The 16,150-nt window shown below is 35.7% G+C and carries 16 protein-coding genes; 15 read left to right on the forward strand and 1 reads right to left on the reverse strand.

Features of this window, described 5'->3' with window-relative positions:
- Positions 1-28: 28 nt before the first annotated feature.
- On the forward strand, positions 29-1,513 hold the full coding sequence (locus tag FORMB_RS06125) for a LysM peptidoglycan-binding domain-containing protein (protein ID WP_069676615.1): 1,485 nt from the start codon (positions 29-31) through the stop codon (positions 1,511-1,513).
- Between the two features lie 11 nt (positions 1,514-1,524).
- On the forward strand, positions 1,525-2,502 hold the full coding sequence (locus FORMB_RS06130; RefSeq protein WP_069676616.1) for a DUF4837 family protein: 978 nt from the start codon (positions 1,525-1,527) through the stop codon (positions 2,500-2,502).
- A 38-nt stretch (positions 2,503-2,540) separates the two neighbouring features.
- Here the strand turns inward: FORMB_RS06130 and FORMB_RS06135 are convergent, their stop codons facing one another.
- Positions 2,541-2,735, reverse strand: a complete 195-nt coding sequence (locus FORMB_RS06135) for a Sec-independent protein translocase subunit TatA/TatB (protein ID WP_069676617.1) — start codon at positions 2,733-2,735, stop codon at positions 2,541-2,543.
- A gap of 117 nt (positions 2,736-2,852) precedes the next feature.
- On the opposite strand from FORMB_RS06135, the gene FORMB_RS06140 reads away from it, so the two are divergent.
- The 13 genes from FORMB_RS06140 to FORMB_RS06200 are packed head-to-tail and all read left to right on the forward strand — an operon-like array spanning position 2,853 to position 16,143.
- Entirely contained in the window at positions 2,853-3,719 is an 867-nt protein-coding gene (locus tag FORMB_RS06140; RefSeq protein ID WP_069676618.1) for a M23 family metallopeptidase, read from the forward strand.
- Between the two features lie 11 nt (positions 3,720-3,730).
- Positions 3,731-5,233, forward strand: a complete 1,503-nt coding sequence (locus FORMB_RS06145; RefSeq protein ID WP_069676619.1) for a GH3 auxin-responsive promoter family protein — start codon at positions 3,731-3,733, stop codon at positions 5,231-5,233.
- Between the two features lie 18 nt (positions 5,234-5,251).
- Complete coding sequence (locus tag FORMB_RS06150; RefSeq protein ID WP_069676620.1) at positions 5,252-6,937, forward strand: DUF6909 family protein; 1,686 nt, start codon at positions 5,252-5,254, stop codon at positions 6,935-6,937.
- Between the two features lie 9 nt (positions 6,938-6,946).
- On the forward strand, positions 6,947-8,035 hold the full coding sequence (locus FORMB_RS06155) for a hypothetical protein (protein WP_069676621.1): 1,089 nt from the start codon (positions 6,947-6,949) through the stop codon (positions 8,033-8,035).
- A 24-nt stretch (positions 8,036-8,059) separates the two neighbouring features.
- Entirely contained in the window at positions 8,060-8,605 is a 546-nt protein-coding gene (rfbC, locus tag FORMB_RS06160) for a dTDP-4-dehydrorhamnose 3,5-epimerase (protein WP_069676622.1), read from the forward strand.
- Positions 8,602-9,465 carry a dTDP-4-dehydrorhamnose reductase gene (gene rfbD / locus FORMB_RS06165; protein ID WP_069676623.1) on the forward strand — a complete coding sequence of 288 codons (864 nt, stop codon included), beginning with the start codon at positions 8,602-8,604 and terminating at the stop codon, positions 9,463-9,465. Before rfbC ends, rfbD begins: the two co-directional genes overlap by 4 nt.
- Before the next feature lie 10 nt (positions 9,466-9,475).
- Entirely contained in the window at positions 9,476-10,504 is a 1,029-nt protein-coding gene (gene pseB / locus FORMB_RS06170) for a UDP-N-acetylglucosamine 4,6-dehydratase (inverting) (protein ID WP_069676624.1), read from the forward strand.
- Complete coding sequence (pseC, locus tag FORMB_RS06175) at positions 10,504-11,646, forward strand: UDP-4-amino-4,6-dideoxy-N-acetyl-beta-L-altrosamine transaminase (protein ID WP_069676625.1); 1,143 nt, start codon at positions 10,504-10,506, stop codon at positions 11,644-11,646. The genes pseB and pseC overlap by 1 nt, the downstream gene beginning before the upstream one ends.
- Positions 11,643-12,167, forward strand: a complete 525-nt coding sequence (locus FORMB_RS06180) for a GNAT family N-acetyltransferase (protein ID WP_069676626.1) — start codon at positions 11,643-11,645, stop codon at positions 12,165-12,167. The genes pseC and FORMB_RS06180 overlap by 4 nt, the downstream gene beginning before the upstream one ends.
- Positions 12,160-13,035 carry an aldo/keto reductase gene (locus FORMB_RS06185; protein ID WP_069676627.1) on the forward strand — a complete coding sequence of 292 codons (876 nt, stop codon included), beginning with the start codon at positions 12,160-12,162 and terminating at the stop codon, positions 13,033-13,035. Before FORMB_RS06180 ends, FORMB_RS06185 begins: the two co-directional genes overlap by 8 nt.
- 1 nt (position 13,036) lies before the next feature.
- A complete protein-coding gene (locus tag FORMB_RS13130) occupies positions 13,037-13,801 on the forward strand; it encodes a cytidylyltransferase domain-containing protein (RefSeq protein ID WP_069676628.1) in 765 nt (254 codons plus the stop codon).
- A gap of 33 nt (positions 13,802-13,834) precedes the next feature.
- On the forward strand, positions 13,835-15,148 hold the full coding sequence (locus FORMB_RS13135; RefSeq protein ID WP_069676629.1) for an aminotransferase class III-fold pyridoxal phosphate-dependent enzyme: 1,314 nt from the start codon (positions 13,835-13,837) through the stop codon (positions 15,146-15,148).
- Positions 15,148-16,143 carry a PseG/SpsG family protein gene (locus FORMB_RS06200; RefSeq protein ID WP_069676630.1) on the forward strand — a complete coding sequence of 332 codons (996 nt, stop codon included), beginning with the start codon at positions 15,148-15,150 and terminating at the stop codon, positions 16,141-16,143. Before FORMB_RS13135 ends, FORMB_RS06200 begins: the two co-directional genes overlap by 1 nt.
- The last annotated feature ends 7 nt before the right edge of the window (positions 16,144-16,150 follow it).

A 16,150-nucleotide genomic window follows, 5' to 3' on the forward strand; every position in this document is an offset into this window, starting at 1 on the left:
GGTGTGAAATTAACAATGATTTTATAGAATGAAATTTAAAATCTTTTTATTTTTTGGAGTATTGAGCTGTGGTCTTTTACACAGTCAAAGTGTTGACAGTTTAGCTGTGGTTCCTACTCCAACCATTGATTCTATTCCATTGAATCTTGCGAACGTTCAGAAAATTGAAGAACGCTGGCATAATGAAGTGTACAATAATTCGCTGTATGACACGCTTACGAATGTTGTTTCCAACCAGTCCTATGAGGCAATTTACTATCCAGAATTACCAACGGATACACTCAAAAAACGATTGGCGATTCTTGATGCCAAAACACCTTTTAACATAGCCTACAACACTTCTTTGGAAAGCGTTATAAAGAGCTATTTAAAAAACCGTAAACGCTCTACTGAAACGCTCATTAATCGTAGTCAGTATTATTTTCCAATGTTTGAGGAAGTTTTAGACAAACACAACCTTCCGTTAGAAATTAAATATTTGGCAGTGGTTGAATCAGCTTTAAAACCGTGCGCAAAATCACGTGTGGGTGCTACAGGACTTTGGCAGTTTATGTTTGCGACAGGCAAACAGTATGGGCTTGAAGTCAGCAGTTACGTCGATGAACGCTGTGATCCTTTACGCTCTACCAATGCCGCCGCTAAATACTTAGCATCGCTGTACAAAACATTTGGAGATTGGGACCTTGCGCTAGCAGCCTATAATTCTGGCCCTGGAAATGTTACAAAAGCAATTCGGAGATCTGGGGGATATCAAAATTATTGGAACATCCGATCGTTTCTACCACGTGAAACTGCAGGGTATCTCCCCGCTTTTCTAGCAACGCTTTACCTTTTTGAATACGCCGATGCACATGGATTTCAAGTTGAGAAAAACCAACTTCCAAGCGTTGCAACCGATACAATTCATATCAAACAAATGATTTCTTTAGATCAAGTTGCAGAGCTTACAGATACTAAAATTGAAACACTCCAACATCTAAATCCTTCTTATAAGTTAGATATTATTCCTGTTTTAGATAATAAGAACTATACCCTTAGACTTCCACTTGCTAAAATTGGTGATTTCGTTCAAAATGAAACACAAATTTATGCGGCTGCAAAAGCTGAGTTTGAAGCACGTGAGAAACCCTTGCCTCAGTTTTTCGAAATTGATTCTAAAATCAGATATAAAGTAAGATCGGGCGACTATTTAGGAAAGATTGCACGAAAATTCAGAGTCAGAGTGAGTCAAATCAAAAAATGGAACGGATTGCGAACAAATGATTTAAAAATAGGACAACGGTTGACCATCTATTCTCGAAACCCTACAGCACACACTGTTAATAATTCAAAATCAGTCACTAAAAGTTCTAAAAATACAGCCAATAAATCGACCTATTTGGTGAAGTCAGGCGACTCTCTTTGGAGCATCTCAAATAAATTAACAGGAATTTCTATCCAAAACCTTAAAGAATGGAATGATATTTGGGACAGTCATTTAAAACCAGGGATGACCTTGATTATTTCTAACTAAAACACAAATCGATGAGACTTTATTTGAAAGCGTTCTGTTTAGTATTCCTTTTTTCTGCATGTGATGATTCGAATTCTAAAAAAGTTTATAAGCCACAATCCTCCGGAAACATCAATAATTTATCAGTGGTAATTGATAATGATTTATGGGACACATCGGTTGGTGAAACGATTCGATCGACGGTTGGAGGGCCTTTATATGGACTGCCTCAAGACGAGCCGCAGCTTACATTGCGACAAATACCCACTTCAGTTTTTACGGGCTTTGTGAAAAATACACGTCTCATTTTAAAAATAAAAAAAGGTCTAGCCGCCACCACAAAATTTTATAAAGACCCCTATGCTTCGCCTCAACGGATGGTTACGGTTAGCGGAATGACCAATCAGGAAATTAGCGATCAATTTATAGCAAATCAAGATAAGATTGTCAAGGCATTTAAAGCGCAAGAGATCCAAGAAAAGCAACGTCGAACTAGAAAATCTCTATTCAATTCAACCGCCGTTACCAAGCAGTTTGGGATCAACATTCAGTTTCCATCTATTTATCGCATTGCAAAACAAGCCGAAGATTTTTTCTGGATCCGAAGAGATATTAAAACGGGGACAGTCAATTTATTGATATATACACTTCCTTTTGATGAGACTCTTACAAAAGAAGCTCTGGCAGAACGGGTGATTACAGTGCGCGATTCTATTGGAAAACAACACATTCAAGGACCTGTAGATGGGAGTTATATGACTACAGAAAAGGCGTACACGCCCTTTTTTGGGGATACCAAAGTGGCGAATTTAACTAGTTTTGAAACCAAAAGTATTTGGCAGGTAAAAGACGCTTTTATGTCGGGACCTTTTATTAATTACTGGATAGAAGACAAGGCAAATAACCGCTACTTGATTGCAGAAGGATTTGTGTATGCGCCTTCCGTTGGAAAACGTGATTATATTTTTGAATTAGAAGCGATTATACAATCGATAACGATAAAACAATAAGGCGTTTGACAAGCAAAAGACTTTTTAGTCAGCCTTATTTAATCTTTTTTATCTTCAATATTTTCACTGTCTTTTTTTTCTTCTTGACTGGCTTTTTTGAACTCTTTAATTCCGCCCCCTAAACCTTTCATAAGTTCAGGAATTTTTTTACCGCCAAACAACAAAAGAACTACCACCACAATTAAAATAATTTGTGGCGCACCGATCGCTAATGGTAACATATATATGTTCATGATGTCATAAATTTAGATTACAAAGTTAATAATTATCCTTTAAATAAAGAGTTATTTCAAACTTTAGTCTGTTATAAACACACGAATCGCTTAATTTTTAATTAATTTTGTCTTGTAATGACCAGAAAAAAAACAAATAAAAAGAAACTCAAAAAGAAGTTGCTTCACAAATACCGCCTAGTGGTATTAAATGAAGACACTTTTGAAGAGCGATTAGCGTTCAAGTTAACTCGTCTCAATGTCTTTGTTTTGGGCTCTTTAATTGCAATTTTATTGGTGGCGATCACCACGGTTTTTATTGCGTTTACGCCTGTTCGAGAATACATTCCTGGCTATTCTTCAACTGCGCTTCAAAAGCAAGCATTGGAACTGGATTTTAAAACGGATTCGTTACTAGAGGTGATTAATATGAATGATGCTTACATTACTTCCGTTAAAAGCGTATTACGAGGCGAAGTGAGCGCGGTTGTCATTAATAAAGATTCTATTTTCAAAGCCGCTCAAGCTGATACAGATATTTTAGATTTAAACCCTTCAAAAGCGGATTCTATATTAAGAGCGAAGGTGAGCAATGAGGATAAATATAATTTATTTGAAACGGCTACGACCGCTACAGATTTTGTGTTTTTCCCTCCTGTTAACGGATCTATAAGTGCCGGATTTGATACAAATGAAAAGCATTATGCCGTTGATATTGTCATTCCAAAAAACACCCCTGTAAAGGCCACTGCCGACGGACGAGTCTTGTTTGCTTCATGGACTTCAGACGCCAGTTATGTGATCATTATAGATCATGGTGATGAATTGATTTCTGTGTATAAACACAACTCATCTCTTACAAAATCTCAAGGAGATTTTGTAAAATCAAGAGAAGTCATCGCAATTTCTGGATCTTCAGGTGAGTTGAGTACAGGGCCACATTTACATTTCGAACTTTGGAATAATGGAATCCCCCTGAATCCATCTACCTTTATTGACTTTTAAAACCAATTAAAATGCCATCAATTAAAGCGTTTGTCGCAAAACTTTATGCGGCTAGAATTTATAATAAAATAAATAGGTGGGCCTCCAACCCTATTGAGACTCAAGAACGGGTTTTTCAATCGTTGATTTCTGATGCTTCAGACACTCAATTTGGAAGGGATCACAATTTTAAAAACATAAAGACGCATGCAGATTTTGTAAAACACGTTCCTGTGCGTGATTATGAGGCTTTGAAATCTTATGTAGAAAAAATGGTTGCAGGTGAAGAAGATATTCTATGGAAAGGAAAGCCTCTGTATTTTGCAAAAACATCTGGAACAACCTCAGGGGCGAAGTACATTCCGATCACAAAAGAAAGCATGCCGAGCCATATTGAAGCAGCTAAAAATGCCATTTTACTTTACATTCATGAAACTGGAAACACCAAAATTGTGACTAGAAAAATGATTTTCTTACAGGGAAGTCCAGTTCTAGAAACCAAAAACGGCATACAACTCGGGCGTTTGTCGGGGATTGTAGCACACTATGTTCCTAAATACCTTCAAAAAAATCGATTGCCTACCTGGGAAACCAACTGTATTGAAGACTGGGAAACCAAGGTGAATACGATTGTCCATGAGACATTGAACGAAGACATGTCTGTAATTGCGGGCATTCCGTCATGGGTTCAAATGTATTTTGAAAAACTCATTGAAGAAAAGGGACAAAAGGTTGGGCATATATTTAAAAATTTCAGTCTTTTTATTTTTGGCGGTGTAAATTATGAACCGTACCGTTCCAAATTTGAAAGTTTAATTGGAAGAAAAGTAGACAGCGTAGAGCTTTATCCTGCTAGTGAAGGGTTTTTCGCATTTCAAGATCGGCAAAATCAACCCGGAATGTTGCTTCAATTAGACTCGGGAATGTTTTATGAATTTATAATAGCAGATACTTTTTTTGATGCTTCTCCTAATCGACTGACTTTGAAAGATGTTGAAATTGGTGTGAACTATGTCATCATTATTTCAACAAATGCGGGTCTTTGGGCTTATAACATTGGCGACACCATACAGTTTACATCGGTAGCACCGTTTAGGGTGATTGTGAGCGGACGCATCAAACACTTTATTTCTGCGTTTGGCGAACACGTCATAGCAAAAGAAGTTGAGCACGCACTTTTAAGTGCTTTAAAAACAACAGATGTGAGCGTAAGCGAATTTACAGTCGCGCCTCAAATAGCGCCAACTGAAGGGTTGCCGTACCACGAATGGTTTATTGAATTTGAAAACCCACCTTCAGATATAGAAGCATTTGCGACTCAAATTGATGCTGCAATGAAACTTCAAAATAGTTACTATTTGGATTTAATAGAAGGAAAAGTACTGCGGTCTTTAAAAATTACGCAGGTTCAAAAAGGCGGTTTTCAAAACTATATGAAAACCATTGGAAAGTTGGGTGGACAAAACAAAACCCCACGATTATCGAACGATCGAAAAATCGCAGATGTTTTGACTCAAAATATTCAGACTAATTAACGTATATTTGTAGTACTTATGCAGAAATCTCAAATAAAAAATATAAATCGTAGCCGTGCTCAAGAAAGTTCTCATGCCATAGAGCGCATGTATTTGACAATGCGTCATTTATTTAACCGAGGATTTTATAAGCCAATGGGTGTTTCTGGTGAGACCTTGCGTCAAGCATTACTGCAATTACGTCCCGAAATATATGGCTCTATAGGGGGTGATAAAACGGAGTTGGAAGGCTTACTTTATGTGGTTGACCGTTTACCCGTTGGGATTGAAGAGTGTGTTCTGATAAACTTAACCAGTGCTGAAGGTTTTGGAAATTCTCATTTTGAAGTGATTGTTCCCTCTAAAAGGCGTCGTAATTGTTATCGAATTGATTTTGAGCAAATGAACATCGAAATCACTCGTGGACGTTCTGAGATTTATGATATTTTGACGCATTTAACATTTATGTTTATCGAGTCTCATAAAATCGCAAAACGTGTTGTTATTGATGACAAAGGAGCAACTACAAGAGATTGGATAAAGTTAGAAGCCGCCGTACTTTCTAAGAAAAAGCTAAATCAAAAAGAGCGGGAGTTAGCCATCACTCATACAGGGAATATTCTGGGTAGAACTTTTGAGGAAATTCTAGAGGTTTATGACCAGTTTGCAACCCCAAAACAACCGGATCATTTTTTACATCTGATTTATTGGTTAGGAAAACGAGCGATTGAAGAAATTGTAGACAATTCTAAACGAACCATCAGCTTTAGTCCTGTCTTAAGAGAACGGTTGGGGCATCATATTCACGGAGAAGTCTGGGCGAATACCATTAAAGACACCCTCCAGAAGCATCAATTAATTAATCGACCAATTCATATTATCTCCGCAAACTTACACAGTGTGATGAATACGCTTCATGCACCCAAAGCGCTAAAAGACTTGTGTGCGAAGCACGAAATTTTTACGGTATATGAATTGTTGAGTAAGGAAGAAAATAAAGCCCTTCGCAATAAAACCAAACAAGTAGCGTTGCAAGAAGGTATGATCTTTATAGAAGACAAGTCGGGAACCAACATAGACGTTCAAATTTTTGATGCGTCTAAAATTGATTTTTCTAATACGGAATTCGAGTTTGAATCTACAAAAAACGCACCCGTAATTATCGTTATGGACTATGCTTTTGGAGAGCAAGCTTACGAAACGATCGATGAATTGCTAAAGCCGTTTAAAACGACTGAAAACAACATTCATCTTAATGTGGATTCTATTTCTATAATGGGAAAAGCAGGAATCTTAGAAGGCTCTAAAGGAGATATTATGATTCCATCGGCACATATTTTTGAAGGAACCGCTGATAATTATCCTTTTAAAAATGAGCTAACACTTGCAGATTTTGACACAAAAGACCTGAAGGTTTTTGAAGGGACAATGGTGACCGTTTTGGGCACGTCGCTTCAAAATAAAGACCTTTTAAAGTTTTTCCATGATTCTACATGGAATGTTATTGGTCTTGAGATGGAAGGTGCGCATTATCAAAAAGCGATACAAGCAGCCTCAAGGGTTCGACATAGTATCAATCCTAACGTTAAGGTTCGATACGCTTATTATGCGAGTGATAACCCCCTTGAAACGGGCAGTACTTTGGCATCAGGGGGACTTGGTTCAACTGGCGTCAAACCAACCTATATAATTACGAAACAAATTTTACATCAGATATTTAATTAATAATACATTATGAGCACAAATTCTAACACCCCTAACAATTCCGAAGAAGTTGATTTAGGACAACTTTTTAAGCTTATCGGAACTATTTTTGATCGTTTTTTTAATTTTATACTTCGTATTTTCAAGAATCTTTTTTTGGCGTTTGTGTGGGTCATCCTCCTTGTAAAGAAACGGATCATTATTCTTACCTTAGCAACGATTTCTGGACTTATCATTGGGGCTTTAAGCAAAAAAACCGTCGCTGCTAAATATGAGTCTTCAGTGACCGTGGTGCAAAATTACCCAACGGGTGAGAATCTATACAACTCCGTAGGTTACTACAATGACTTATTAAAACAAAAAGATTTCGAGACACTGGGCATAGTTTTAAATTTAGACCTCGAAAGAACGAAATCTATATTAACTTTTGATGTGGAGCCAGTTGTTAGTGATAACGAAAAACTCCTTGCTTTTAATAAATATGTTAAGCAATTGGATTCTTTAGCAGCGACTAAAATCGAATATGAAGATTTCTTAGATAACAATGAAGACCATACGCATAAATATCAACAAATTCGTATAGAGTCTTCTGAGCGAAATAGTTTTAAATCTGTTTTTGAAAATATTGTTAAGTCGATTAATTTAAATCCATTTTTCCTAAATGAGCAGCGTAAAGATATTGTAGAACTCAACAACACCAAAGAAGCTTTAGAGCTTGCATTGGATAAGTCGGAATCTCTTCAAGACACCTACAAGAGGGTTTTGGAACAAGGCCTAGATGCTGATGAAACCTCCAAAACTTCTGAAATTGGAATCACTTTTGAAGGTTCTAGTGAAACTGATAAAACCAAAGAATATGATTTATACCAGAGTGATTTAGAATTGAGAAGTCAATTGGTACAAATAGAAAGAGATCTGTTAGACAAGCAATACATTGTTGAAATGATTTCGAACAAACAGGACTCGGGGTCTGCGAGCACTACAAATACACTTTTTGGAATAGAATTGAACACGACCCTGTTTCTAGGTGTTTTAGCACTTTTAGTTGCTATGGCTGTTTTATTTGGGATAGAGTTTTTAAAGTTTATAGAAAAGTTTAATAAGAAAACCAACAATTAACAGGCGTCCCTTAAGTTGTAAAACATGAAAATTAGTGATACCAGCCTTATCGATTGTAAGACCATTTCTCTTCAAATTCATAATGACAGTCGCGGTTATTTTTCTGAAACGTATCGTCAAGATAAACTAAACACTGCTTTAGGTTATGAAGTTAATTTTGTTCAGGACAATGAATCGTTTTCGAAAAAAGGAACTTTGAGGGGTTTGCATTACCAGACAGGCATTTATGCTCAGGCAAAACTTATCAGGGTTATACAGGGGAGGGTTTTAGATGTCGTCGTAGATCTTCGAAAAAATTCGTCTTCATTTTCTAAACACTTCTCAATTGAATTATCAGAAGAAAATAAAACACAACTTTTTATTCCAAGAGGATTTGCACACGGGTTTATAGTTCTTAGTGATACGGCCATCTTTTCTTACAAATGTGATAATTTTTATAACAGTGCTCACGAAGAAGGAATTATTTATAACGATAAAGACTTAAATATTGACTGGCAATTAGATGAAAAAGAGTTTTTGATCTCGGAAAAAGATTTAACACTGCCAACCTTTTCAAATAAGTTTCTATGAGAAATATTTTGGTAACCGGAGCAAACGGACAATTAGCAAGCTGTATAAAGGAAATAGAAAAACTGTATGAAGGTTTAAGTATTATTTACACCGATCGCCAAGAACTAGATATTTGCGATTTAAACCGGGTAGATGCGTTTTTTAAATCCAATCCGAAAATTGATTATTGTATTAATTGCGCGGCCTATACAGCTGTTGATAAAGCAGAAACAGAAGTTGATAAAGTATTTGAAATTAACGCAACAGGGCCAAAAAACTTAGCGATCGTTTGTAGCGAACATAACACGATTTTAATCCAGATTTCCACCGATTTTGTGTTTGATGGGCAAAAGGCAAAACCCTACAAAGAATTAGACATCCCGAATCCAATTAATGTATATGGAGCTTCTAAATTGCAGGGCGAAGTTGAGATACAAAAAACATTAGAAAATTATTTTATAATTAGAACTTCTTGGTTATATTCTGCGTACGGAAATAATTTCATGAAAACCATGTTAAAACTTGCCGATACAAGCGATCAAATAAATGTAGTCAGCGATCAAATAGGATCGCCAACGTATGCAGGAGATTTAGCAGAAGTGATATTAAATATCATTAATTCTAGTAATAAGAGTTTTGGATTGTATCACTATAGTAGTGAGGGTGTGGCTAGTTGGTATGATTTCACAAAAGCTATTTTTGAAGAATCAAAAAAAGAAATAAAGATAAACCCAATTGAAACAGCCGTATATCCAACCACAGCGAAGCGACCTGTTTATAGTGTGATGGATAAGTCTAAAATTAAAAGTACTATGGAAATCGAAATCCCTCATTGGAGAGAAACAATAAGCAACAGTGTAAATTATTTATCAGAAGATTAAATATAAAAAAATGAATAAAAAGTTTGAATTAAAAGGAAAATCTATATTAATTACTGGAGGGACAGGTTCTCTTGGGAAAGCACTTACAAGTCATATTCTTGCTACATATCCCGAAACTCGAAAACTCATTATTTATTCTAGAGATGAGCAAAAGCAGTTTCAAATGGCTCAAGAATTTCCTGTACATAAATATCCACAAATACGTTATTTTATTGGAGATGTTAGAGACAAGGACCGTCTAACAAGAGCCTTTCAAGACGTTGATTATGTGATTCATGCAGCTGCCATGAAACACGTTCATATTGCAGAATACAATCCAGGAGAGTGTATTAAAACCAATATAGGCGGCGCTGAAAATGTGGTTGAAGCCTGCCTTCAAACGAAGGTTCAACGTGTAGTAGCCTTATCTACTGATAAAGCCTGTGCCCCCATAAATTTATATGGCGCCACGAAGCTTACTTCTGATAAATTATTTATAGCAGCTAATAATATAAAAGGAGACAATCCCATTCGTTTTTCCGTAGTTCGATATGGGAACGTTATGGGCTCTAATGGTTCTGTAATTCCATTTTTTATTAATAAAAAGAAAGAAGAGAATAAACTTCCTATTACCGACCCCAATATGACCCGATTTAATATTTCTCTTCAGGGAGGAGTTGATATGGTGATGCATGCGCTTGAGCACGCTTGGGGAGGGGAATTATTTGTTCCTAAAATACCGTCTTATAAAATCATGGATGTTGCAAACGCTATTGGCCCAGACTGTGAGAAACCCTTAGTGGGAATTAGACCAGGCGAAAAAGTTCATGAAGAGATGATTACCCCTTCAGATTCTTTTTACACCTACGACTTAGGAAAATATTATGTAATATTGCCCGCAACACATATGTGGAAGTTAAGGGACTTTTTAGACACTTTTGATGCCAAAAAAGCACCTCATGGGTTTAGTTATAATTCAGGTGATAATGATGATTGGGAAACCGTAGAAAGTCTTAGAAATTTAATAAAAGAACATGTAGATTATAACTTTAAAGTATAATGAAAGTGATCCCTTACGGAAGACAACATATAGACCAAGACGATATTGATACGGTTGTAAAAACGCTTTCTGCAGATTTTTTAACGCAAGGACCAAAGGTTAAAGAGTTTGAAGAAAAGTTTGCGACCTATGTAGGTGCAAGATTTGCAGTTGCTGTAAACAATGCTACTTCAGGACTGCACTTAGCAGTTTTGGCACTCGGTTTAAAAAAAGGAGAACGTGTTATTACAACGCCTATTACCTTTGCTGCATCGGCGAACTGTGTTCGATACGCGGGCGGCAAAGTTTGGTTTGCAGATATTGACAAAGATTCATACACATTATGTTTAGAAAGCACTAGAAAGCTTATTGAGAGCAAGCCAAAAGGTTTTTTTAAAGGCATAATACCTGTTGATTTTGCGGGGCTTCCAGTAGATTTAGAAGCATTTAGAGCCTTGGCCGACAAACATGATTTATGGATCATTGAAGATGCCTGCCATGCACCAGGAGGTTATTTTACAGATTCAAAAAGTAAAAAACAACTGTGTGGTAACGGAAATTATGCAGATATAGGGATATTTTCATTCCACCCAGTAAAACATATCGCGTGTGGAGAAGGCGGGATGATTACTACAAATTCCGAAACACTGTATAAAAAGCTAGCATCCTTAAGATCACATGGGATCACCAAAGATCACATGGCTGAAAACCATGGTGGTTGGTTTTATGAAATGCAAGAGTTAGGGTTTAACTACAGGCTAACAGATATACAATCAGCCTTAGGGATTACACAACTTGCAAAAAATAACGCTGGTGTAGCGAGAAGAAACGACATAGCAAAAACTTACAAACACGCTTTTAAAGGAATTGTGAAATTTCAAAACTTACAAGAAGGTGATTTAAATGCACATCATTTATTTGTCATAGAGGTTGAAGATAGAAAAGGGTTATACGACTTTTTAAGAACGCATCAAATTTTTGCTCAAATACATTATATCCCCGTACATACGTTGCCCTATTATAAAGAAATAGGGTATAAAAGTGCAGATTTAAGCAACTCTGAAGCCTATTATTCTAAATGCATTAGTTTGCCAATGTATCCGACTCTAACAGATGAAGAACAAGCATTTGTTATTGAAAAAGTGTTAACTTTTGTGAAATGAAATCAAAATATTTAGAGTCCAAAAGGCTTTATTTTGAAGCACTTTCCTCAAAACACCTTTCGGAAGTCTATGTGAATTGGCTCAACGATACGAGAGTAAATAAATACTTAGAGTCTGGTGGCGATTATACATTAAATAAACTAGAATCGTTTTTAAATGAACAAGAACAAAAAAATATTTTGTTTTGGGCGATTCACATTAAAGAGTCTAAAAAGCATATTGGGAATATAAAAATTGACCCCATAAACTTAGATAATAATTCTGGGGAATACGGAATATTGATGGGCGATTGTAACGAATGGGGCAAGGGTTATGCCAAAGAAGCTTCTGTAGCCATTATAGATTATTGCTTTAAGACTCTAAAATTCTCTAAAATTACATTAGGAGTCATTGACGAAAACAAGAATGCTGTAAAACTATATGAGAAATTAGGGTTCGCAACAGAATCTATCATTGAAAACTCAGGAGTTTACGACAACAAGATGTGTAACTCTATACGAATGGTAAAAAGAAATGATTGAAAAAATTGTATTAGGAACAGTTCAGCTAGGGCTAGATTATGGGGTCAATAATCAACATGGAAAACCTTCATTAGAACAAGCGTTTGAAATTTTAGAGGTTGCCTTTGATAACGGAATAAAGACCCTTGATACTGCTGAAGCCTATGGGAATTCTCAAGAAATTATAGGGAAATTCCAAAAAGAACAGCCCAACAAAAAGTTTCAAATTATCACGAAACTTGCTAGCAATACAGAAATTGCTCCCAAAAAATTTATTGAACATATCGCTCAAAATTGTAAAATTTTAAATAGCGATCAACTTTTTGGGTATATGTTTCATAACTACCCAAGCTTTAAAGCTAGAGAAGGGTTGTATGATAAATTATTATTAGCAAAAAAAGAAGGACTTGTTTCAAAAGCAGGAATTTCACTTTATGGTAATAATGAAATAGAAGATGTGTTAAACAACTATGATGGTTTTGATTTTATCCAAATACCATTTAACTTGTTTGACAATGATTCTAAAAGAAGTGCTCTTTTAAAAGAGGCAAAGCGAAAGGGTGTTGAAGTACACACGCGATCTGTGTTTTTACAAGGTCTTTTTTTTAAACCCAAAAGTAAGATATCAGCAAAGTTACAACCCCTGATAACGTATTTGGCTACACTGGAAAACATAAAAAATTCTACGTCAATTAACACACAAACATTAGCTTTGCAATACGTTTTACAAAAAATATATATAGACCACGTTTTGATCGGAGTAGAAACCGCAAAACAGCTAGTTGATAATATAACTAATTGTAAGATAGAACAGACAATTCCTCATCATTTAATTGATGCAATTGATGTAAAAGAAATAGAACTGTTAAACCCTTCAAACTGGAGTTAATATGGATGTTATTGTTGTCACCCAAGCAAGATCAGGATCTTCAAGATTACCTAACAAAGTCTTAAAAAAAATTCAAGGCAAAACACTGCTGCAAATTCATATAGATCGCATAAAGCAAGCGCAAGAAGTTGATGACATCTATATTGCCACTACTATTAAAAAAACAGATGATGTCATTGTTGAATTAGCAAATGCTTTAAACGTAAAACATTCAAGGGGAAGTGAAGACGATGTCCTTGATAGGTTTTATCAAACTGTAAAAAATATCAACCCCACGTTTATTGTCCGTTTAACTTCTGATTGCCCTTTGATTGACCCAAAACTTTTAGATGAAGTCATCACGCAAGCAAAACAACAAAACCTTGATTATTATTCCAATGTTTTTGAAGAACGCTATCCGGACGGACAAGATATAGAGGTGTTTAAATTTTCTGCACTTGAAAAAGCATGGAATGAAACGACTCTTAAGTCTGACCGGGAACACGTCACGCCTTATATTAGAAACAATTCCTCTTACAAAGGAGGCGTGCTCTTTAAGTCCGATAACCACGGTTTAGAACAAAATTATAATCATGTGCGATTAACAGTTGATGAACCTCAAGATTTTGAAGTGATAAAAAAGATTGTTGAAACTCTAGGCTTTGACAAAGACTGGAAAACCTATACAGATTACTACTTAAACAACCCCGAAATAAAAGCCCTTAACAGTGCTGTTATTAGAAACGAAGGTTATCAGAAATCCATCAACCAAGACAAAAACAATTAGTAACTTAGCATCCATAACTATTTTTTTGAAACTATGAGCAAAAAAACAGGTCAAGACCTTTACAAAAAAGCAAAAACGTTAATTCCGGGAGGAACCATGTTATTATCCAAGCGTCCAGAGATGTTTTTACCAGACAACTGGCCATCTTACTACTCTAAGGCCAAAGGGTGTAAAGTCTGGGATCTTGACGGAAAAGAATATACAGATATGTGCATCATGGGTATTGGCACAAACACCTTAGGCTATGGAAATGAGGAAGTAGATAATGCTGTTATAGAGACCGTAAAAAGCGGTAATATGAGCACTTTAAATTGTCCAGAAGAAGTTGCGCTTGCAGAAAAATTAGTCGAAATCAATCCATGGGCAGATATGGTCCGATTTGCAAGAAGTGGTGGAGAGGCAAATTCAATTGCGATTAGAATCGCAAGAGCAGCGTCTGGGAAAGATAATGTAGCTATATGTGGATATCATGGATGGCACGACTGGTATTTATCTGCCAATCATAATGGAGGCGATGATTTATCAGGACATTTAATACCTGGGTTGAGTCCCAATGGTGTTCCTAAAAATTTAAAAAACTCAGTATTTCCTTTTCATTATAATGACTTTGAAGAGCTCCTCGAAATTGTTAAAAGCAAAGATATTGGGGTTATAAAAATGGAAGTCATGCGAAATGTTGGTCCTGAGGATAATTTCCTTCAAAAAGTAAGAGATTTGGCAACAGCCCGAAATATTGTATTGATTTTTGATGAATGTACTTCTGGCTTTAGAGAAACCTATGGCGGAATCTATCAGAAATTCAATGTAGAACCCGATATGGCCATGTACGGAAAAACGATAGGTAATGGGTATGCACTCACAGCAGTCGTTGGAAGAAGGTCTGTTATGGAAGCAGCTCAAACAACCTTTATTAGCAGTACCTTTTGGACCGAACGTATTGGTCCAACCGCAGCGCTAAAAACACTTGAAGTGATGGAGCAAATGAACTCATGGGATATTATAACAGCGCAAGGAAAGAAAATACAAAACGGATGGAAATCATTGGCGGAAACACATGATTTATCAATTTCTTTGGGAGGGATTCCGTCGTTATGCACCTATAGTTTTAATGCTAAAGACGCCATGAAGTACAAAACATTTGTAACTCAAGAAATGCTTAAAAAAGGCTTCCTAGCAAGTACAAATTTCTATGCATGTACAGAGCATAAGGATCAACATATAACAGACTATTTTGATGCCTTAGACGGTATTTATAAAACGATTTCAGAGTGTAATAATGGCGTCAAAGACATTGATGAATTGCTAGAAGGCCCCGTTTGTCATTCAGGATTTAAGCGTCTAAATTAATGACAAAAAAGATACTTTTTAGAGCCGATGGAACAGCAGAATCAGGTCTAGGACATTTATACCGCTTATTTGCCCTAGTAGAGATTTATAAAGAACAATTTGATTTTGTTTTTTTAACGAAGAAAAGCTCTGTTTTAAGTATCATACCAAGTGATTATACATTAAAAATAATTCCTGAGGATATAGACATAAATAAGGAACCTCTTTGGATAGATAAGAATTTTTCACATAATGAGTACATTATGGTATCAGATGGGTATCAATTTACAAGTACTTATCAAAAAAAAATAAAAGAACTTGGATATTTTTTAATTTATATAGATGATTTAGCGGTTGAGCATATGTATGCAGATATTGTTGTGAATCATTCACCAAACGTAAATAAGGAGACGTTTAGTAATGAACCGTACACAGTTTTTGGATTAGGTGCGGATTATGCAATATTGAGACCAAGCTTTTTAGCTTCGGCAAAACAAGAAAAAAAACTTTCTACTATAGATACTGCTTTTGTTTGTTACGGGGGTTCGGATTACTTTGATTTCACCTTCAAAACAGTGGAGGCACTATTAAAAACAGAAAAAATTAAAAAGATAAATGTCGTTGTTGGCGGCGCCTATAACCATGAAGAAATTTATGAAATTGCGAGTAAATTTAATAAGATAGAGGTGCACAAAAACTTAAATGAAAAAGCACTAAATGACCTCATGAATAAATCTAATATTTCTTTTGTTTCAGCAAGTACAATATTATATGAAGCCATCACGATAAAAATGCCAATCTTTACAGGTTTTTTTGTTCAGAATCAAATAGATTTTTATAATGGAATAAAGGCTAAGGAAGTCTTTTTTGGAATGAATGATTTACGTAATTTTAATTTTGATACGCTCCCAAGTAAAATTGAAGTATTAACAGAAGAAAAAATAGGAAATCAAATTAAAAACCAAAAATCAATAATAGACGGAGAACAAAAAAAACGTTTTCTTGCGTTATTATAAAAGAATT

The sequence above is a fragment of the Formosa sp. Hel1_33_131 genome (assembly GCF_001735745.1).
Taxonomy (GTDB): domain Bacteria; phylum Bacteroidota; class Bacteroidia; order Flavobacteriales; family Flavobacteriaceae; genus Hel1-33-131.

Bases quoted from the DNA above. Each gene is read 5' to 3' on its own strand.
- FORMB_RS06125 (WP_069676615.1), top strand. From the start codon at position 29: ATGAAATTTAAAATCTTTTTATTTTTTGGAGTATTGAGCTGTGGTCTT.
- FORMB_RS06130 (WP_069676616.1), top strand. From the start codon at position 1,525: ATGAGACTTTATTTGAAAGCGTTCTGTTTAGTATTCCTTTTTTCTGCA.
- FORMB_RS06135 (WP_069676617.1), bottom strand. From the start codon at position 2,735: ATGAACATATATATGTTACCATTAGCGATCGGTGCGCCACAAATTATT.
- FORMB_RS06140 (WP_069676618.1), top strand. From the start codon at position 2,853: ATGACCAGAAAAAAAACAAATAAAAAGAAACTCAAAAAGAAGTTGCTT.
- FORMB_RS06145 (WP_069676619.1), top strand. From the start codon at position 3,731: ATGCCATCAATTAAAGCGTTTGTCGCAAAACTTTATGCGGCTAGAATT.
- FORMB_RS06150 (WP_069676620.1), top strand. From the start codon at position 5,252: ATGCAGAAATCTCAAATAAAAAATATAAATCGTAGCCGTGCTCAAGAA.
- FORMB_RS06155 (WP_069676621.1), top strand. From the start codon at position 6,947: ATGAGCACAAATTCTAACACCCCTAACAATTCCGAAGAAGTTGATTTA.
- rfbC (WP_069676622.1), top strand. From the start codon at position 8,060: ATGAAAATTAGTGATACCAGCCTTATCGATTGTAAGACCATTTCTCTT.
- rfbD (WP_069676623.1), top strand. From the start codon at position 8,602: ATGAGAAATATTTTGGTAACCGGAGCAAACGGACAATTAGCAAGCTGT.
- pseB (WP_069676624.1), top strand. From the start codon at position 9,476: ATGAATAAAAAGTTTGAATTAAAAGGAAAATCTATATTAATTACTGGA.
- pseC (WP_069676625.1), top strand. From the start codon at position 10,504: ATGAAAGTGATCCCTTACGGAAGACAACATATAGACCAAGACGATATT.
- FORMB_RS06180 (WP_069676626.1), top strand. From the start codon at position 11,643: ATGAAATCAAAATATTTAGAGTCCAAAAGGCTTTATTTTGAAGCACTT.
- FORMB_RS06185 (WP_069676627.1), top strand. From the start codon at position 12,160: ATGATTGAAAAAATTGTATTAGGAACAGTTCAGCTAGGGCTAGATTAT.
- FORMB_RS13130 (WP_069676628.1), top strand. From the start codon at position 13,037: ATGGATGTTATTGTTGTCACCCAAGCAAGATCAGGATCTTCAAGATTA.
- FORMB_RS13135 (WP_069676629.1), top strand. From the start codon at position 13,835: ATGAGCAAAAAAACAGGTCAAGACCTTTACAAAAAAGCAAAAACGTTA.
- FORMB_RS06200 (WP_069676630.1), top strand. From the start codon at position 15,148: ATGACAAAAAAGATACTTTTTAGAGCCGATGGAACAGCAGAATCAGGT.